This window comes from Kitasatospora sp. NPDC056651 (assembly GCF_042792155.1).
Classification (GTDB): domain Bacteria; phylum Actinomycetota; class Actinomycetes; order Streptomycetales; family Streptomycetaceae; genus Kitasatospora.
On the sequence record NZ_JBHTWX010000062.1, the window covers coordinates 23,003 to 40,202 of the forward strand.

17 protein-coding genes are annotated in these 17,200 nt (G+C 75.5%); 11 read left to right on the forward strand and 6 right to left on the reverse strand.

Features of this window, described 5'->3' with window-relative positions; genetic code table 11:
• Positions 1–35: 35 nt before the first annotated feature.
• On the reverse strand, positions 36–836 hold the full coding sequence (locus tag ACFRAR_RS23290; protein WP_380700067.1) for a class I SAM-dependent methyltransferase: 801 nt from the start codon (positions 834–836) through the stop codon (positions 36–38).
• A gap of 47 nt (positions 837–883) precedes the next feature.
• Positions 884–1,327, reverse strand: a complete 444-nt coding sequence (locus ACFRAR_RS23295; protein ID WP_380700068.1) for an alpha-hydroxy-acid oxidizing protein — start codon at positions 1,325–1,327, stop codon at positions 884–886.
• A 185-nt stretch (positions 1,328–1,512) separates the two neighbouring features.
• Between ACFRAR_RS23295 and ACFRAR_RS23300 the strand changes: the two genes are divergently transcribed.
• The 10 genes from ACFRAR_RS23300 (at position 1,513) to ACFRAR_RS23345 (ending at position 12,596) form a co-directional block, all read left to right on the forward strand.
• Complete coding sequence (locus ACFRAR_RS23300) at positions 1,513–2,949, forward strand: class I adenylate-forming enzyme family protein (RefSeq protein ID WP_380700069.1); 1,437 nt, start codon at positions 1,513–1,515, stop codon at positions 2,947–2,949.
• 82 nt (positions 2,950–3,031) lie between these two features.
• Positions 3,032–3,307 (forward strand): phosphopantetheine-binding protein, encoded by a 276-nt coding sequence (locus tag ACFRAR_RS23305; protein WP_380700070.1) that lies wholly within the window; start codon positions 3,032–3,034, stop codon positions 3,305–3,307.
• A complete protein-coding gene (locus ACFRAR_RS23310; protein WP_380700071.1) occupies positions 3,304–3,591 on the forward strand; it encodes an acyl carrier protein in 288 nt (95 codons plus the stop codon). Before ACFRAR_RS23305 ends, ACFRAR_RS23310 begins: the two co-directional genes overlap by 4 nt.
• On the forward strand, positions 3,588–4,745 hold the full coding sequence (locus tag ACFRAR_RS23315; protein WP_380700072.1) for a beta-ketoacyl-[acyl-carrier-protein] synthase family protein: 1,158 nt from the start codon (positions 3,588–3,590) through the stop codon (positions 4,743–4,745). Before ACFRAR_RS23310 ends, ACFRAR_RS23315 begins: the two co-directional genes overlap by 4 nt.
• Positions 4,746–4,756: 11 nt before the next feature.
• Positions 4,757–5,425 carry a hypothetical protein gene (locus ACFRAR_RS23320; RefSeq protein WP_380700073.1) on the forward strand — a complete coding sequence of 223 codons (669 nt, stop codon included), beginning with the start codon at positions 4,757–4,759 and terminating at the stop codon, positions 5,423–5,425.
• 212 nt (positions 5,426–5,637) lie between these two features.
• On the forward strand, positions 5,638–7,254 hold the full coding sequence (locus ACFRAR_RS23325) for a class I adenylate-forming enzyme family protein (RefSeq protein WP_380700074.1): 1,617 nt from the start codon (positions 5,638–5,640) through the stop codon (positions 7,252–7,254).
• Positions 7,251–8,510 (forward strand): beta-ketoacyl-[acyl-carrier-protein] synthase family protein, encoded by a 1,260-nt coding sequence (locus ACFRAR_RS23330; RefSeq protein ID WP_380700075.1) that lies wholly within the window; start codon positions 7,251–7,253, stop codon positions 8,508–8,510. Before ACFRAR_RS23325 ends, ACFRAR_RS23330 begins: the two co-directional genes overlap by 4 nt.
• A 77-nt stretch (positions 8,511–8,587) precedes the next feature.
• Positions 8,588–10,591 (forward strand): 4-hydroxyphenylpyruvate dioxygenase, encoded by a 2,004-nt coding sequence (hppD, locus tag ACFRAR_RS23335; protein ID WP_380700076.1) that lies wholly within the window; start codon positions 8,588–8,590, stop codon positions 10,589–10,591.
• Entirely contained in the window at positions 10,588–11,628 is a 1,041-nt protein-coding gene (locus tag ACFRAR_RS23340; RefSeq protein ID WP_380700077.1) for a thiamine pyrophosphate-dependent dehydrogenase E1 component subunit alpha, read from the forward strand. The genes hppD and ACFRAR_RS23340 overlap by 4 nt, the downstream gene beginning before the upstream one ends.
• Positions 11,625–12,596: an alpha-ketoacid dehydrogenase subunit beta gene (locus ACFRAR_RS23345; protein WP_380700078.1), complete on the forward strand. Its 972-nt coding sequence runs from the start codon at positions 11,625–11,627 to the stop codon at positions 12,594–12,596. The genes ACFRAR_RS23340 and ACFRAR_RS23345 overlap by 4 nt, the downstream gene beginning before the upstream one ends.
• A gap of 125 nt (positions 12,597–12,721) precedes the next feature.
• Here ACFRAR_RS23345 and ACFRAR_RS23350 read toward each other — a convergent pair whose 3' ends face one another.
• Positions 12,722–14,071 (reverse strand): acyltransferase, encoded by a 1,350-nt coding sequence (locus ACFRAR_RS23350; protein WP_380700079.1) that lies wholly within the window; start codon positions 14,069–14,071, stop codon positions 12,722–12,724.
• Between the two features lie 404 nt (positions 14,072–14,475).
• Here ACFRAR_RS23350 and ACFRAR_RS23355 point away from each other — a divergent pair, with 404 nt between their 5' ends.
• Positions 14,476–14,850 (forward strand): DUF1304 domain-containing protein, encoded by a 375-nt coding sequence (locus ACFRAR_RS23355; RefSeq protein ID WP_380700080.1) that lies wholly within the window; start codon positions 14,476–14,478, stop codon positions 14,848–14,850.
• Here the strand turns inward: ACFRAR_RS23355 and ACFRAR_RS23360 are convergent.
• The 3 genes from ACFRAR_RS23360 to ACFRAR_RS23370 form a co-directional block, all read right to left on the reverse strand.
• Positions 14,825–15,094 (reverse strand): hypothetical protein, encoded by a 270-nt coding sequence (locus ACFRAR_RS23360; protein WP_380700081.1) that lies wholly within the window; start codon positions 15,092–15,094, stop codon positions 14,825–14,827. The genes ACFRAR_RS23355 and ACFRAR_RS23360 overlap by 26 nt on opposite strands.
• Before the next feature lie 13 nt (positions 15,095–15,107).
• Positions 15,108–16,472 carry a streptophobe family protein gene (locus ACFRAR_RS23365; RefSeq protein WP_380700082.1) on the reverse strand — a complete coding sequence of 455 codons (1,365 nt, stop codon included), beginning with the start codon at positions 16,470–16,472 and terminating at the stop codon, positions 15,108–15,110.
• A 185-nt stretch (positions 16,473–16,657) separates the two neighbouring features.
• Entirely contained in the window at positions 16,658–17,095 is a 438-nt protein-coding gene (locus ACFRAR_RS23370) for a DUF4259 domain-containing protein (RefSeq protein WP_380700083.1), read from the reverse strand.
• Between the last annotated feature and the right edge of the window lie 105 nt (positions 17,096–17,200).

A 17,200-nucleotide genomic window follows, 5' to 3' on the forward strand; every position in this document is an offset into this window, starting at 1 on the left:
ACCAGGGCACGCCCTGGGTCCGGTCCGGTCAGGGCCTAGCAGTCTGCCTCGACGTAGACGGTCTCGTCGGTGCGGAAGGCCGTGTCGAGGTCGGCGACGTCCTGACGGGCTCCCTGGCGGTAGGAGCACGGGCGGATCCGGTCGGGGTCGAAGCCGGCCCGGGTGAGGACGTGCCGCAGTTCGTCCAGGTCGTAGATCCACTGGTGGCCGAAGTACCGGAAGATCTGGTTGACCAGGAAGGCGGGGCGCGCGGGCATCGGCGGGCCGAAGCCGAGGGTGGTCAGCCGGCGCCGGTGCTTGGCGAGGAAGCCGTCGCCGGTGGCGTAGCCGACCAGGTAGCGGGCGAGGTCGGGGGTGGTCAGGCGCAGGACGCCGCCGGGGCGCAGCACCCGCCTGGCCTCGCGCAGCCAGCCGACGGCGACGGGCATGGTGACGTGCTCGATCAGGTGCTCGGCGTACACCCAGTCGACGCTGGCGTCGGCGAAGGGCAGCGGTCGGGCGATGTCGAGCTGGGTGAACCAGCGGTCGCCGTCGACCCGGTAGAGGGTGCCGGGTTCGGTGGCGGTGCCGGGGACGCTGCCGGGTTCGGTGCCGGGCGCGTGCAGGGTGGCGAGGTCGGTGCCGAGGCCCTCCGGGTGGGCGGTCCGGAACGCGGCGAACTCGATTCCGGTGAGGCCGAGTTCACGGAATCCTGCGCGGTCGCGCGGCAGTCCGCCGGGGTGCGCTTCGAGCTTCTCGCAGGTGGCGACCTGCTCGCTGAAGGCGTCCAGGCGTTCGGCCAGGCCGTCCGGGTCGTCCCAGTCCCAGCCGGGGAATCGTTCGTTCTGCTCGGTCATGCGTGCGGGCCTCCTGATGGGGAAACGTCGTTCGGGTACCGCGCGGTTCAGCCGGCGGCCGGGCGGGGCCAGGGCGCGAGGACGGTGCGGTCCAGGTCGGCGAGCCGGGGCCGGCCCAACAGGGCCATGGTGTGCTCCAGTTCCTCGCGCAGCAGGTCGAGCACCCGGTACAGGCCGGCTTCGCCGCCGGCGGGGAGGCCCCAGAGCGCGGGGCGGCCGACCAGCACGGCGCGGGCGCCGAGGGCGAGGGCGACGGCGATGTCCGTGCCGCCGCGCACGCCGCCGTCGAACAGCACCGGCAGGGTCAGCGCGGGGTCGCAGGCGGAGACGTCGACCAGGGTGCGCGGTCGCAGCGCATGGTGTCCGAAGATCTCCCGGTTGGCCGCCAGGGTGCGCTCGGCACCGGCGCCGCCTTCGATGAAATCCCATATTTCCGGTGGGAGTTCGGCGCGCGCGGCGCGCTCGATCCCGGCCAGCGTGAGAGTTCCCACGGGCATTCCTCGTTCCAGGACGGCCGCGCTCGGGCCAGTCCCGGTTCGGCAGCGTAAGAGCAACGACCCCATTGGTATAGACCTTGATTTGACGAAACGTCTGTGCCAGGGTCTGGCCACGGAATTGGCCGTTGGGGTTTTTTAACGGCGTTCATGTCAAATCCCCTCACTTGTGTGGAGCCGCGTTGACCGGCTTTTCCCCCTCCGTACTTCCGCCTGCCTTCCTGCCGCACTCCGACGCCCCGGACTCCTGGGTCGACCGGCTGCTGCTGGCCGGTCCCGGTGGCGAGGAGTGCCTGCACCTCGGCGCGCCGCTGGACCGGGACGCCCTGCGCGCCCTGGTCGAGGAGCAGTCCGTCCGGCTGGCGGCCGTCGGGCTCGGCCCCGGCGGGACGGCGGCCCTGCGGCTGCCGCCCTCGGTGGCGTTCGTCGCGGTGCTCCTGGCATGCTGGCGACTCGGAGCCCAAGTCTCCCTGCTCGATCACCGGTTGACCGACCATGAGATCGACGCGGCGGTGGCACGGCTGGCTCCGCAGGTGCTGGTAGGCTCCGCCCATCGGTCCGCGGCGGCCCTGCGCGGCTTCTCCGAAGTCGAGCCGGTGGCTGTTCCGTTGGCGGACGGGCGTCCGGCCGGCACCGGACACGCGCTGATCCAGCTGAGCTCCGGATCCACCGGTCCGGCCAAGGTCATCGCCCGCACCGCGTCCGATCTGCTGCGCGAACTCGACTGCTACCGAAGACTGGTGGAGTTCCCCGGCGAAGGCGAGCGGGTCGTCCTGCTCTCCTCGGTGGTGCACGTGCTCGGCCTGGTCGGCGGACTGCTCAACAGCCTGTACGCCCGGGTCGCGCTCACCGTGCCGGAGCGGATGACGGCCGCGGGCATCCTCACGGAGGTCGCCGCCAGCGACCGGCCGACCACCCTGATCGGGGTGCCCTTCCACGCCGAACTGCTGGCGGGGGCGGTCGCTCCCCCGGCGCTGCCCCGGCTGCGGCGGATGATCGTGGCGGGCGAGCTGGTCCGTCCGGGCCTGCCCGCACTGTTCACCGAACGCTACGGCGTCCCGCTCGGCACCATGTACGGCATGACCGAGACCGGGGTGATCGCCACCGACCTCTCCGGCACGCTCCACCCCGTCAAGCAGCCCGTGCACGGCATGCGACTGCGCTTGGTGAAGGGCGAGCTGCAGCTCGGCACGGCGTCCTCCCCGTACCCGGGGCTGGACGACCCGACCCGCTGGTCGGACGGCTGGCTGCACACCCGGGACGCCGCCGAGCTGGGCGACGACGGCCTGGTCACCGTGCTCGGCCGACTGGACTCACAGGTCTCGATCGGCGGCCTGAAGGTCGACCTCACCGAGGTCGAGCAGACGCTCACCGCGCTCTCCGAGGTCCGCGAGGCCGTGGTGGTCTTCGACGGCGGCGCGATCGAGGCCTACCTGGCCACCGAGCCCGGGGTCGACCTCGACGCCGTCCAGGGCGTGCTGGCCCGCCGACTGGCCGCCTACAAGCGTCCGCGCCGGTTCGCCCGGCTGGACCGCCTCCCCCGGACCTCCACCGGAAAGCTGCTGCGCGACCCGGTCGCCCTGCGCGCGAGCGCCGCCACCGCGGCCCCCGCCGGCTGACCGCGTCCGCCGCCGCGGGCCGGCCGCACCCGGCCTCGCCCCGGTTCCGTTCCGCACCACCACCCCGACAAGGAGCACCACCATGCAGGACCGCATCCGCGCCTTCGTCCTGGCGTCACTCGCCGAGATGCAGTACGACGTCTCCGAGGTCACCGGGGACACCGACCTCGGCCCGGCCGGCCTCGACCTCGAATCGCTCGCACTGGCCGAGCTGTCGGTGCAGGTCGAGGACGAGTTCGGGATCAAGTTCGACCTGGACGAGATGGAGACCACCGCGCTGATGACGCTGGACGAGTTCACCGCCGACGTCACCCGCCGGATCGACGCCCTCGCCGCCACCTCCGGCAGCGCCGCGTGACCGGCTCCCCGCCGCCCGCCGCCCTGCCGGACCGGGCCGAGGTCCTGCCGGACCGGGCCGAGGTCCTGACCATGCTGGCGGCGTTCGGACAGCGTTCCGTCGAAGCCGTGCCAGAGCACCTCGGGTCTCTCGAACTCACCTGGCTCGTCGCCGAGTTCGAGCAGCGGTACGGCCTCCAGCTGGATCTGGACGACGACCGCTTCGGCGCGGTGCGCACCGTCGACGACGCCATCGAGCTGCTGCGCGAGGCCGTCCTCGCCGACCGAGCGGGCGCCCGGCCGTGAATCCCACCGCCACGGGCTCCGGCCCGCCGGGCCGGCCGGGCGGGCGGGCGGTGGTCACCGGTGTCGGCGTGCTCAGCGCCGCCGGGCCGGGGCTCACCGTGCTGACCGAGGCCGCCGCGCACGGCAAGGCCGGGTTCGGGCCGGTCACCCGCTTCGACGTGAGCGCCCGGCGCACCGACCGGGCCGCGCTGTTCCCCGAGACGGTGCCGCTGGCCTCCGCCTTCCCGCTGGCCGGGGTGGTGCTCGACGCGATCGGCCAGGCCTGCCGCCAGGCCGGGCTGACCGCCACCGAGGGCGCCGGACTGCCCGTGCTGCTGGCGCTGCACAGCGACGAGCGCACCCGCGCCACCGCCGGCGCGGTGGCCGCCGGGCTCCGCGAGGCGTGGCACGCGCCGGGCGTCACCCGGGTGTACACCGGCGCCTGCGTGGCGGCGTCGACCGCCGTCGCCGACGCCGCCGCCCTGGTGGCCGCCGGACGGCACCCGCGCGTCCTGGTCGCGGCCGGGCACCTGGTCGAACCGGGCGTCTTCGCGGTCTTCGACGCCGGTCGGGCGCTCGCCCGGGACGGCGAGGCGCGCCCGTTCAGCGCCGGCCGCACCGGCACCCTGCTCGCCGACGGGGCCGCCGCCGTCCTGGTCGAGGCCGCCCCGGCCGCCGAACGGCGCGGCGCCACCGCGCTCGCCCGGCTGGCCGGCTGGGGTCGCGCCGGGGACGCCCACCACGTCTGCCGCCCGGAGCCGGAGGGCGACGGAACGGCCCGCGCGATCGAGGCCGCCCTCGCCCGGGCCGGCGTCGCCCCCACCGAGGTCGGCTACGTCAACGCCAACGGCACCGGCTCCACCCTCGCCGACCACGCCGAGGCCCGCGCCCTGCGGCGGGTCTTCGGCCCGCACGCCGACCGCCTGCCGGTCAGCTCCAGCAAGTCCGTTCACGGGCACGCCCTGGAGGCCTCGGCGCTGCTCGAACTCGCCGTCACCATCGGCGCGTTGGGCACCGGCCTACTCCCGGTCAACGCCGGCTGGCTCGGCCCGGACCCGGACCTCACGCTGGACCTCGTCCTGAACGGCCCGCACACCGCCCGCCCCTCCTACGCGCTAAGCCTCAACTCCGCCTTCGGCGGCGCCAACACCGCACTCCTGCTGGCCCCGGGATGACCGCCACCGCCATGACCACTCCTGCCGACCACACCCACGGCCCGCGGATCCTCGCCGAGGCCCGCCGCCCCGCACCGGGGCTGGACGGGCCCGTGCCACCGCTGCCCGGCTTCGCCGCCTCCGGCTTCAACCCGTTGGTCGCCGACACCGCCGAACGCTGCCTGCGCGCCCTGCTCGGCGAGCCGCCCGCCCCCGGACGGACCGCCCTGCTGTTGGCCAGCGCGAGCGGCGACGCCGCCACCGCCCGGGCCATCGAGCGCAGCGCCGAACCCGGACAGCGGACCAGCCCACTGCTGTTCTTCCAGTCCAACCCCAACGCCGTCCTCGGGCACATCGCCGCGCGCTGGGGCCTGACCGGCCCCCTGGTGGCGATCTGCCCGGCCGAGGCCGCCGCCCCCGGCCGGGTCCCGGCCGACGCCCACGAGCTGGCCGCGCTGCTGCTCGCGGACGGGGACGCCGACCGGGTCCTGGTCATCGCCGCCGAACAGACGGCGGACGGGGACCACGCCACGGCCGTCCTGCTCACGACCGCCCCGCCCGAGGACGCCCCGCTGACGGATGCCCCGCTGACGGCCGCCCCGCTGACGGAAGCCCTGCCCGAGGACACCCTGCTCACGGCCGCCCACCACCCCACGCCCGCCGAGGCCACCGGCCCGGCCCCGGGAATCCGACCGAGCTGAACCCGCCGCACACCCCCGGCCGTAGGAACCAACGAGGCCCCGGCGCCTGACGCAGCCACACCCGGCACACCAGCGCTCCCGCCCGACTCCGCCTCGCTCCCGGCACCGCCGCCGGAGCGGCCGTCCGCCCCGCCTGGCAGCGCGGCAGACCGCCCTGCCACCCGATCAGCCGCCCGGGCCGCCCGACCGGCCCCGAGGGAGGGACCCACCCCGTGACCATCCGCAGCCTCCGCACCCAGCTCGCGGACGACCCCGACGTGGGCGCCGGCAACGTCCTGACCGCCCGGATCGCGCTCGGGCGGGACCTCGACGTGCCGCTGCTCAGCTTCGACACCGAGGTGGACGACCACCCCGCCTGGCAGCCGTTCACCCTGCGCGAGCTGGACCGCGCCGTCCGGGCCCGGGCCGCCGCGCTGCACGGTCTGGGCATCTCCCGGCGCGACCCGGTCGTGGTGTACGCGAGCGACGCCGCCGACCACGTGCTCTCCTTCCTCGCCCTGGCCCGGCTCGGCGCGATCCCCGCGCTGCTCAACCCCCACCTGGACGGCGAGCGCGCCGCCCGCTACATCGCCCGCCTCGACGCGGCCGGCGTCCTCGCCGACCCGGCCCACCTGGCCGCGCTGGCCGGCCACGACCCGGGCGCGCCGCTGCTGCCCGAGATCGCCACCCTCGGCGCCGGCGACCCGGACGCGGCCCCGGAGCCGTACCGGCACTGGTCCGGCGACCCGGTGGCGATCACCCACTCCTCCGGCACCACCGGGATGCCCAAGGCCGTCGTCCACTCGCACGCGAGCCTGTACGCGGCGATCCGCCACCGGCTGCGGCTGCCCCGCCCGCAGGGCCAGGACCGGATGCTCAGCGCCCTGCCCGCACCGCACGCCGCCACCCTGATCGCGCTCAACCTCGCGCTCAGCTCGCACACCGAACTCGCCTTCCTCTCCCGGCAGTCCGGCGACGGCGTGCTGGCCTCGATCGAGCAGTGGCGGCCCACCGGGGTGATCGGCTTCGCCGCCACCTGGGCCGACCTCGCCCGCCACGACCTCACCGCCCGGGCCCTCGACTCCGTCGCGCTCTGGTGGAACACCGGCGACTGCGCCCACGAGGTGCACATCCGCCGCCTGATCGCCGTCGGCAGCCGCGAGACCGTCACCCGCTCCGGCCGCGCCCGGCTGCCCGGCTCCCAGTTCGTGGACGGCCTCGGCTCCACCGAGATGGGCCACTCGCACTTCTTCATCACCCACGGCCCCGGCACCGAGCGCTACGGCCGCTGCGTCGGCCGCCCGCACGCCTTCGTCGACTGCGAGGTCGTCGGACCGGACGGCGAACCGCTCGGCCCCGGCCAGGTCGGCGAACTCGCCACCGCCTCACCGACCCTGGCGCTCGGCTACTGGAACGACTCGGCCACCACCTTCCGCACCCGGCTGCGCGGCCGCTTCCTCACCGGGGACCTGATGTACCGGGACGAAGAGGGCTACTACTACCACGTGGACCGGGCCGTCGACTCGGTCGAACTCGGCGACGGCAAGCGGCTGTTCACCGCGATGTCGGAGGAGCGGGTGCTCGCCGCCTGCCCGGACGTGCTGGACTGCACGGTGGTCGCGGCACGGGACGGCGAGCGCGTGGTCACCGATGTGCTGCTCCTCCTCACCGCGGGCGCCGACCGGGCCACGGACCGCACCGGGGCGGTCACCGCCGCACTGGACGAGGCCGTCGCCGCGACCGTCCGCAAGGTGCTGGTGGTCTCCCCCGACGACATCCCGCTCGGCCCGACCGGCAAGGTCCGCAAGGTCCTGCTGCGCCAGGTCCACCTCGCGGCGGTGGGCGCATGAGCACGCACCGCCCCGGCGCCGTCGTCACCGGCATCGGCCTGGTCTCCCCGCTCGGCCGCAAGCCCGCCGAGGTGTTCGAGGCGCTGGCCGCCGGCCGTTCCGGCCTGCGGGCCGTCCCCGAGGGCCACCCCGCGCACGGCTGGCTGCCCGCCGCCGGGCTCGCCCCCGCGGTGGACGGCCAGGAGGTGCTGGCGCCCACCGAGACCCGCTGCGTGGACCGCTTCGTGCTGCTCGCGCTGGCCGCCGCCGACGACGCGCTCGCCGACGCCGGTCTCACCGTCGGCCAGGACTCCGACCCGCACCGCACCGCCGTGGTGCTGGCCACCGGAGGCGGCGGGCTGGAGACCTTCGAACAACAGTCGCACCGCCGGCTGGAGCGCGGCCGCCCCGGCGTCAGCCCGTACCTGCTGCCCGGCATGCTCTCCAACATGGCCGCCGCCCGGATCGCCATCAAGCACGGCATCCGCGGCTACAGCTCCGCCGTGGTGACGGCCTGCGCGGCCGGCGCCCAGGCGATCGCCGAGGGCCTGCGGCTGATCCGGGCCGGCGACGCCGACGTGGTGGTGTGCGGCGGCACCGAGTCCTCCCTGCATCCGACCATCGCCGCCGCCTTCACCAACGCCCGGGCCCTCGCCCAGGGTTGGGAGGACCCCGAGCAGGCCAGCCGGCCCTTCGACGCCCGCCGCAACGGCTTCGTGCTGGGCGAGGGCAGCGCCGTCCTGGTGCTGGAACGGGCCGAGCACGCCGAGGCCCGCGGGGCCGCCGGATACGCGGACGTCCTCGGCTGGGGCGCCTCCACCGACGCCCACCACCCGACCATGCCCCGCCCCGACGGCACCGGCGCCGCCGACGCGATGCGCTCCGCGCTCGCCAACGCGGGCCTGGCCCCCGGTGACATCGACTACGTGAACGCCCACGGCACCGGTACCAAGCTCGGCGACGTGGCCGAGACCGCCGCGCTGCGCGCCGTCTTCGGCGCCGAGCCGCCCGCGGTCAGCTCCACCAAGGGCGCCACCGGCCATCTCCTGGGCGCCGCAGGCGCGTTGGAGGCGGCGGTGACCGCCCTGGCGGTGGCCCGCGGGACGCTGCCGCCCACGCTCAACCTCACCGACCCCGACCCGGCCTGCGACCTGGACCACGTCCGGGGCAGCGCCCGGTCCGCCCCGGTGCGCGCCGCGCTGAGCAACGCCTTCGCCTTCGGCGGCCACAACCTCAGCCTGATCCTCGGCCCGCCCTCCACCCGGTCGGCACGGTAGCCCGCCGCCGGCGCCGCCCACCGCCGCGCGGCACCGGCCGATCCCCGATCCACCATCCCTCCCGGGGGGAGATCCCGTTGACCATCCAGACCATCACCCACGTCGAGCTGCACTGCGCGGACGCCGACAAGACCGCCGCCGGGCTGCGCGCCGACTACGGCTTCGTCGCCGACGCCCCGACCACCGCGCCGGACGGCGCCCGCACCATCGGCCTGCGCCAGGGCACCATCGGGGTGCGGCTGACCTCCGCCGCCGACCCCGAGCACCCGGTGGCCGAGTACGTCGCCCGGCACGGGGACGGCATCGCCGTCCTCGCGCTCGGCTGCGCCGACCCGGCCGCCGCGCTGGAGCGGGCCGAGCGGCGGGGCGCCCGGGTGCTCGACCGGGCCGGCGCCCTGATCGAGGGCTTCGGCGACACCGCGCTGCGCCTGGTGCCGCTGCCGAGCACCGCGCCCACCCCGGAGCCCCGGCTGCTGGACGACCTCGACCACGTCGCGATCTGCCTGCCGGCCGGCACCCTCACGGACGCGGTCCGCTTCTGCGAGGAGGCCCTGGGCTTCCGCACCATCTTCGAGGAGTACATCGAGGTCGGCGAGCAGGCGATGGACTCCAAGGTGGTGCAGAGCGCCTCCGGCGGCGTCACCTTCACCCTGATCGAACCCGACACCACCCGCCGCCCCGGCCAGATCGACGAGTTCCTCGCCGCCCACGGCGGGGCCGGCGTCCAGCACCTCGCCTTCAGCACCCGCGACATCGCCGGCGCCGTCCGGACCGCCCGGGAGCGCGGCGTGGAGTTCCTGACCACCCCGGGCGCCTACTTCGACGCCCTGACCGAGCGCTTCGGCGAGACGGCCATCCCGGTGGAGACCCTGCGCGACCTGCACGTCCTGGTCGACCAGGACCACGGCGGCCAGCTGTTCCAGATCTTCGCCCGCTCGACCCACCCCCGGCGCACCTACTTCCTCGAGCTGATCGAGCGGCAGGGAGCGGGTACCTTCGGCACCGCGAACATCAAGGCCCTGTACGAGGCCGTCGAACGGCACAGCCCCACCGCCACCGCAACCGATCGCACCGCCGCCACCGACCGGGCCGCCGCCACCGCCACCGACCGGGCCACCACCGCCGACCGGGCCGCGCCCGCACACCCCGAGGAGACCGGTCCGATGGCCGAAACCCCCGCCGAGTTCCGGCTCACCGAGGCCGAGCGCGCCCTGCTGCCCACCCCCGAGGAGGTGGCGCACTACCGCGAGCACGGCTGGTACCTGTCCCGCAGGCTCTTCGACGACGAGGAACTGGACGCCCTCCAGGCCGCCACCGAGCTGTACTACGCCGGCCACCGGGACCGCGAGCTGCCCGTCCGCCCGCCCCGGCTGGCCTCCTGGCGGCCCGAGGACGGGCCGGTCCAGCGGCACAACGACTACGTGCACCACGAGAGCGACGCGATCGGCGCGATCCTGCGCAAGCCCCTGGTCGGCGCGGTGGCCGCGTTGCTGGCCGGGGCCGAGGAGATCCGGATCTTCCAGTCGACGCTGATCTACAAGCCGCCGGCGCCCGAGGAGCCCAGCAACCGGGTGCCGTGGCACTTCGACAAGCACTACTGGCAGACCTGCACCTCGGAGGAGATGCTCACCGCCTTCGTCCCGTTCCACGACTGCCGCGAGGAGAACGGCACCATCACCATGGTCGACGGCAGCCACCGCTGGCGGGAGCTGCCCTCGGGCGAGGACTCCACCCGGCACTTCGCCGACCGCGACAACTCCGAGCTGGAGGACATCCTGTCCGCCAACGCCGCCCACAACGGGCAGCGGGTGCACAAGGTGCCGATGGTGATCCCGCGCGGCCACGTGTCCTTCCACCACTGCCGCACCTACCACGGCAGCGGCCCCAACCTGGCCGCCCACCCACGCCGGGCGGTCTCGCTGCACCTCCAGGACGGCGCCAACGAGTACCGCCGGCACGACCGGGCGGACGGCGAGCCGGTGGTCTACAACCACGACGTGCTGGTGCGCCGAACGGACGACGGCCGGCCGGACTACGCCGACCCCCGGTACTGCCCGACGGTCTGGCGGGGACGGCCGTGACCGCTCCCAGTGGGCCGACCGGCCCCGCCGACCCGGTCGCCCCCGCCCCGCTGGGCACCCCGGCCGAGCGCTACCGGATGCTGCGGCTGATCCGCGGTTTCGAGGAGCTGGCGCTCGACCTGGTGAAGTCGGGCGCGATCCCCGGCGGCATCCACCCGTACATCGGGCAGGAGGCCGTCGCGGTCGGCGTCTGCTCCGCGCTCGGCCCTGCCGACCGGCTCGCCAGCACCCACCGCGGCCACGGCCATGTGCTCGCCCGGGGCACCGCGCCGCACCGGCTGCTCGCCGAGCTCCTGGGGCGGGTCGGCGGCGCGAACGGGGGCCGGGGCGGCTCGATGCACGCCGCGGACTTCTCACTGGGCATCCTGGGCGCCAACGGCATGGTCGGCGCCGGTGCCCCGATCGCGGTCGGTGCCGCCTGGGCCGCCGCCACCGGCCCCGGGCGGGCACCGGCCGGCCGCATCCCCGTCGCGGTGGCCTTCTTCGGCGACGGCGCCCTCAACCAGGGCGTCCTGCTGGAGTCGCTCAACCTCGCCGCGATGTGGCGCCTGCCGGTGCTGTTCGTCTGCGAGGACAACGGCTACGCCACCACCCTGCCCGCCGCCACCGCGGTCGCGGGCAGCGCGACCGGCCGGGCCGCCGCCTTCGGCATCCCCGCCGAGGACGTGGACGGGATGGACACCGAGGCCGTCCGCGCCGCCGCGCTGCGCGCCGTCGAACGGGCCCGCGACGGCGGCGGCCCCGGCTTCCTGGCCTGCCGCACCTACCGCTACGAGGGCCACCACACCATGGAGCGCCGGATGAAACTGCGCTACCGCTCGGCCGAGGAGGTCGGAGCCTGGCGCGAGCGCGACCCGCTCCCCCGGGCCGCCGCCCCGCTCGACCCGGCGACGGTCGCCGGGCTGGACCGCTCGGTGGCCGAACAGCTGGCCGCCGCCGAGGAGTTCGCGCTCGCCTCGGACCACCCGGACCCGGCCGGCGCGCTGGACCACCTGTACGCCGACGGGCTGCGGCCCCGGGCGGGAGCGACACCGTGACCAGGCTCTCGTACACCAAGGCGCTCAACCGGGCGCTGGCCGACGAACTCGCCGCCGATCCGGCGGTCTGCGTGTTCGGCGAGGACATCGGCGCCGGCCTGGCCGGGCCCACCCTCGGCCTGCTGGACCGCTTCGGGGCGGACCGGATCGTCGACACCCCGCTGTCCGAGCAGGCCTTCACCTCGATGGCGGTCGGCGCCGCGCTGGCCGGCCGGCGTCCGGTGCTGGAATTCCAGATCCCGTCCCTGCTGTTCCTGGTCTTCGAGCAACTCGTCAACCAGGCCCACAAGTTCTCGTTGATGACCGGCGGGCAGGCCGCCGTCCCGCTGACCTGTCTGGTGCCCGGCTCGGGCTCCCGGGACGGCTGGGCCGGGCAGCACTCCGACCACCCGTACAGCCTGTTCGCGCACGCCGGGGTGAAGACCGTGGTGCCCGCCACCCCGACCGACGCCTACGGTCTGCTGCGCTCGGCGATCCGGGACCCGGACCCGGTCGTGGTGTTCGCCCCCGCCGCCGCGATGCCGGTGCGCGAGACCGTGACCTGGGACCTCGCCCCGGTGCCGATCGGCCGGGCCGTGATCCGCCGGCCGGGCAGCGACGTCACCGTGGTCGCCCTCGGGCACCTGGTGCACGACGCCCTCGCGGTGGCCGAGGAGCTGGCGCCGGAACTCTCGGTGGAGGTCCTCGACCCGCGCACGGTCCACCCCTTCGACTGGCAGGCGCTCGCCGAATCGCTGGAGCGCACCGGACGGCTGGTCGTCCTGGACGACTCCAACCGCAGCTGTGGCTTCGGCGCCGAGGTGCTGGCCACCGCCGCCGAGGAGATGCGCCTGCTCGCCCCGCCGCGCCGGATCACCCGCCCGGACGGCGCCGTGCTGCCCTTCGCGCCCGTCCTCGACCGCGCCGTCCAGCCCGGCCGGGAGCAGCTGCGGCACGCGCTCGCGGCGGTCGTGAAGCACCGCTGGTGACGGCGGTCGTGAAGCGCCGCTGGTGACGGCGGTCGTGAAGCGCCGCTGGTGACGGCGGTCGTGAAGCGCCGCTGGTGACGGCGGTCGTGAAGCGCCGCTGGTGACGGGCCCGGCGGCCGCCCCGCTCAGATCACCCTGGGCAGGACGGCCGCCGACGCGGGCGGCTGGTCCTCCGCCCGCCGGAACCGGTGCAGCGCCGCCCGGCCCTCCGTGCCGCGCACCCGGGCGGCGAGCCGGGCCGGCAGCACCACGGTGGCCAGCCGGCCCTCGCCGCGATACCCCTCGACCGTCCAACACACCCAGGTGATCGGGTAGTTGGCGGCCGGACTGAAGAGCACCGGGCACTGCCCCTGGAAGCTCACCCGGTAGACGTCGAAGCCGCTCCAGTTGGAGAAGGTGAACCGGCGCTCCTGCGGATCGAAGCCCAGCGGAACGCAGTCGCGCAGCCGCGAGCGGCCGAGGGTGGCCAGGAACCACAGGTTGGCGCGGAGGTTGAGGTGCGCGGTCGGGAACTCCTCGACCGCGGTGCGCAGCGCGCCCGCCAGCACCGCCGGGCCGTCCTTGGGCCGGTGCGGCAGATGGACCTCGCTCAGCAGGTTGCCCACCAGCGCGGGCGACAGGCCCAGCCAGCGCCGCACGTTGACCGGCACCGTCAGCATCCGTTCGGCGTCGTCCCCGTCCAGCTCCCGCAGGGTGCTCAGGAGGTGGGCGCAGAGCGCGTCCCCGGAGGACAGCCTCCGCCCGGCCGCCGCACCGAACTCCTCGCACATCCTGGCCAGTTCGGCATCGGTGAAGGCGATCTGGACGATCCGGTTGGCGCGCGGACCGGCCGCCACCTCCCGGGCCAGCAGCTCCGCCTCCGCCGCCGAGGGCAGCCGGAAGCCGGGCCGGCCGCAGTCCGCCTCGGGAAGCACTTCGGCCAGCAACTCGTCCTGGTCGTCGACGAGTTCGGCTTCGGGAAGCGGCTCGCCCCCGACCGCGGCGGACCAGATCCGGAGCAGCAGCGCGAAGCTGTTCAGGTCGCCGATCGCGTGGTGCCAGGAGCAGCCGAGCACCGTCCCGCCATCGGCCGTGCGGGTCATCCGTACGGTGAGCAGCGGGACCCCGCCCGCCCGCGCGGCGGGGGCGTCCACCGGGGCGACCAGCTCGGATCCGGCAGCCGTCACCCGGCCCATCGCCTCGGCGAGCGTGCCCTCCACGGCATAGACCTCGAACGGCACTCCGGCGTCGTCGCAGACCGCCTCCAGGACGCCCTCGACGGTGCGCAGCCGGCCGGCGAAGACCGGCACCCGCTCCAGCGCGAGGGCCAGCCCGGCCGCGAGCCGGTCGTCGTCCAGCGGGCTCTCGAAACAGAGCACGACCGAGACGGCGAGGTCGGCGAGCATGGTGTCCATCAGTCCGCAGCGCAGCACCCGGCCGGTGGCGTGGCCGGCTCGAACGGTCCGGGATCGGCGCAACTGCGGCCAGATGCTCATGGGTTCCGTTCCGAAGCACTCGACGACGTCCGGCGCCGCGCGACCCGCGGGCACGCCGAACGATAGTGCCGCGCCGCGACAGTGGTCCAGTCCAATCCCGCACTCCGGAGGGGCTCCCGGACCGTCGCGGCACCGGCGGCGGCGATGGGACGCGGCCCGTGCGCGAGCGCCCCGGCGCACCCCGCCGGCGCCGTCCCTCGCGCCGTCCCTCACCGCGGCCACCGGCACCGACTCGCGGCCGGTCGGTCCGAGCGGCGAAACTGTACTGAACGGTCCCCGGATCCCCCGGCACCACGCGATCCGCGCACCACCGGGTCCGCACCCGCCGCCGGCCGCCAGACCGGACCAGACCGGCCCGGCCCGGCACCCCGCCCGTCCTCCGCTCCAGCAGGGAGCCGTCCGCCATGAACGCCGTGAGCCAGGCCTTCGCCGTGGTCGCCGCCGCGATCCACCTCGTCGTGTGGCCACTGGAGAGCTTCCTGTACGGGCACCCTCGGGTGCGCCGCCTGCTCACCGGCAGCACCGCGGACGCCCCGGAGGTCCGGCTGTGGCGCGTCAACGTGGGTTTCTACAACCTGTTCCTGGCGCTCGGCCTGGTCGCCGCACTGGTCCTGCTGCACAGCGGACACAGCGGCTCGGGCCGGGCGATCATGCGCTACATCGCCGCGTTCATGCTCGCGGGCGGGATCACCCTGTTCCTCTCGGCGCCGAGGCTGTGGCGCGGCGCGCTCGGCCAGGCCGTCCCGGCGGCGGTCATCCTGCTGGCCGAGGCGCTCTGAACCCGGCCGCCCGGAGCCTGCCGCGCAGCCAGGGCGCCGTGGGCAGGACGAGGGCGGTGAAGGCGGCGATCCGCTGGATACCGGGTTGTTCGGCGAGGCCGCTGTGCTGGAGGCGGTACACCGCGTAGCTGTTGGCGGTGAGGTCGGTGGCCATGATCGCGCAGGTCAGGCCGACACCGGCGGGCCGCCCGGCGAGGAGCAGCAGCGCCGCCAGGCGCGGACTCCCGCGCAACCGTGCGAACACCCGGGTGATTCTGTCAGCCGGCGGCCCCGCCCGTCGGCACGTGGCCGGTTTCGGTCGCCTCGCCCCGGTGGCGCACCCGGGTGGCGAGCAGGGCGCCGAGCGTACCGGTGAGCAGACCCCAGCCCGCCGCCAGCGGTACCGCCGTCCAGAGCACCGGGCGCAGGGTGAGGCTGCCGCCGCCCAGCCCGGCCGACGGGTTGTCGCCGCCGAGGACGGCGCCGAGCAGGTCGCCCAGGCCGCCCCGGCCGAGGCCGACACCGAGCACGGAGAGTCCGTAGTCGGCGTCCACCCTGGTCCACAGGCCCACCAGCAGCACGGTGACGGCGGTGGCGAGCGCGAAGCGGACGGCGTGCTGCCGGAGCCGGACGGTGCGCGGCGAGCGGCGGGCCGCGAGGAAGGCCGCCGCGAGCAGCAGGACGGCGGCGATCGGCAGCAGCCACCAGCTGCGCGCGTCGTGCTCCGCGAGGGTGCCGAGGCCGATGGTCGCCTGCCCGCCGTCGGAGGTGCGCAGCACCGCGCTGAGCGGTGCGGGGACGGGCAGGCCGAGCACGCCGACCAGTCGGCCGTGCCACTCGGCGCCGAGCCCGATGGCGAAGGCCGGCCAGGCCAGGTCGGGCAGCGCGAGCAGCACCACGGCCAGGGTCTGCCGGGCGTTGCCGTGCACGATCGCGGTGAGCACCCCCGTCACCGCCCCGATCACCAGGTAGGTCAGCAGCACCAGCCAGAGCGCGAACGCGGCCGGACGGACGACGAGTTGGTAGCGCACCAGGGCGCGCGGCAGCGGGGCGCGCCGGGACACCGCGAAGGTGACCGCGAACACCAGCAGCAGCCAGGCCAGCCCGATGCCGACGGTGGTCGGGCCGTCGGCATGGAAGCCGACCTCCGGAGTGAGCCCGAGCGCACCGCTGATCGACTGCGCCAGATCGTCGCCGAGCGGGACGACGAAGCTGTGCCGGGCGCCGAGGGTGAGCAGCGCCAGGGCGAGCAGCCAGAGCAGTACCGTCCGGCCGATCCGCCCGAGCAGTTCGCCGCCGCCCGCGACGGCGCGGAAGCGCAACTGCCGCAGGAACACCTCGGCCATCGCCACCGCACCGGCCACCGAGACGCTCAGCGGCATCGCACTGATCCCGGCCCCCACGGCCGCGAAGCCTCCCGCCCCGCCGTCCAGGAGGACGGAGCCGCCCACGGCGAGCGCGAGCGTCGCGGCGAGCACCGAGGGGAAGCCCCCGTCCGGGAGGTCGTCGGCCCCGGCCAGCCAGAGGCCGAGTGCGGCCACCGCCGCCATCGCGACCAGCCCGGCCAGTACGACGGCGAGCGCGTCCAGCCAGCCGCGGACGGCGCCGGGCGGGCCCTCGGCTCGGGTGGTGGGCTGCCGCATGCCGCCTCCTCGCGTTCGCGGGGTGTCCGGGGAGCCCGCCACGGGCGTCGGCCGAACCGGCTCCCGGCGGGGCTTCCAGGGTGGCTGACCACCGGTCGGCGCGCTCGGCGACGACCGGCGCGGCCGAGACGGCCGCCGCTACGGCGAACGGGGGAACCCGGGAGCGAACGGGGCCCGACGGCCGCTCAGACCTCGGACGACGGGACCTCCGTCGTCTCCGGCGCGGGGTCGAGAACCTCCCGCAGCGCCCGGATGCCCGCGCGCCAGGCCGGCCCCTCCTCCGTCTCGTCCCACAGCTCCGCGAGCTCCGACTCCTCCGCCAGCACCCGGTCCAGCGCCTCCACGGCGAGCGGACGCAGATCGGCGGAGAGCGGCGGTATCGGCTCCTTGGGGCCGTACGCGGTGGTCACCGGCGCCCCGCCCGGGCACTGCGCGGCCAGCAGCGCGGCAGCGGCGACCGCCTCCACCGCCTCGTCGGAGTCCAGGAACTCCTCCGCCCGCGCGGCGCCCAGCAGCGCCGCCCGCAGCTTCCCCTCGCGCTCGCCCGGCGCCGCGTCGTCCAGGCCGCCGCAGAAGTCCGCCGCCGAGTCGTTGTCGAAGTGCCCGATGTCCCAGGTGCCCATGCCGTTCCCCTCACGCCGTTCCGTTCCGTGCACGACGGATGCTTCCACGGGGCACTGACAATCGGCCCGCCCGACGGATATTCGCTGGTCAGCGCGGTGGACGTG

Excerpts from the sequence above, each read along its gene's own strand:
- ACFRAR_RS23350 (WP_380700079.1), bottom strand. The coding sequence starts at position 14,071 with ATGAGCATCTGGCCGCAGTTGCGCCGATCCCGGACCGTTCGAGCCGGC.
- ACFRAR_RS23290 (WP_380700067.1), bottom strand. The coding sequence starts at position 836 with ATGACCGAGCAGAACGAACGATTCCCCGGCTGGGACTGGGACGACCCG.
- ACFRAR_RS23365 (WP_380700082.1), bottom strand. The coding sequence starts at position 16,472 with ATGCGGCAGCCCACCACCCGAGCCGAGGGCCCGCCCGGCGCCGTCCGC.
- ACFRAR_RS23305 (WP_380700070.1), top strand. The coding sequence starts at position 3,032 with ATGCAGGACCGCATCCGCGCCTTCGTCCTGGCGTCACTCGCCGAGATG.
- ACFRAR_RS23370 (WP_380700083.1), bottom strand. The coding sequence starts at position 17,095 with ATGGGCACCTGGGACATCGGGCACTTCGACAACGACTCGGCGGCGGAC.
- ACFRAR_RS23320 (WP_380700073.1), top strand. The coding sequence starts at position 4,757 with ATGACCACTCCTGCCGACCACACCCACGGCCCGCGGATCCTCGCCGAG.
- ACFRAR_RS23330 (WP_380700075.1), top strand. The coding sequence starts at position 7,251 with ATGAGCACGCACCGCCCCGGCGCCGTCGTCACCGGCATCGGCCTGGTC.
- ACFRAR_RS23355 (WP_380700080.1), top strand. The coding sequence starts at position 14,476 with ATGAACGCCGTGAGCCAGGCCTTCGCCGTGGTCGCCGCCGCGATCCAC.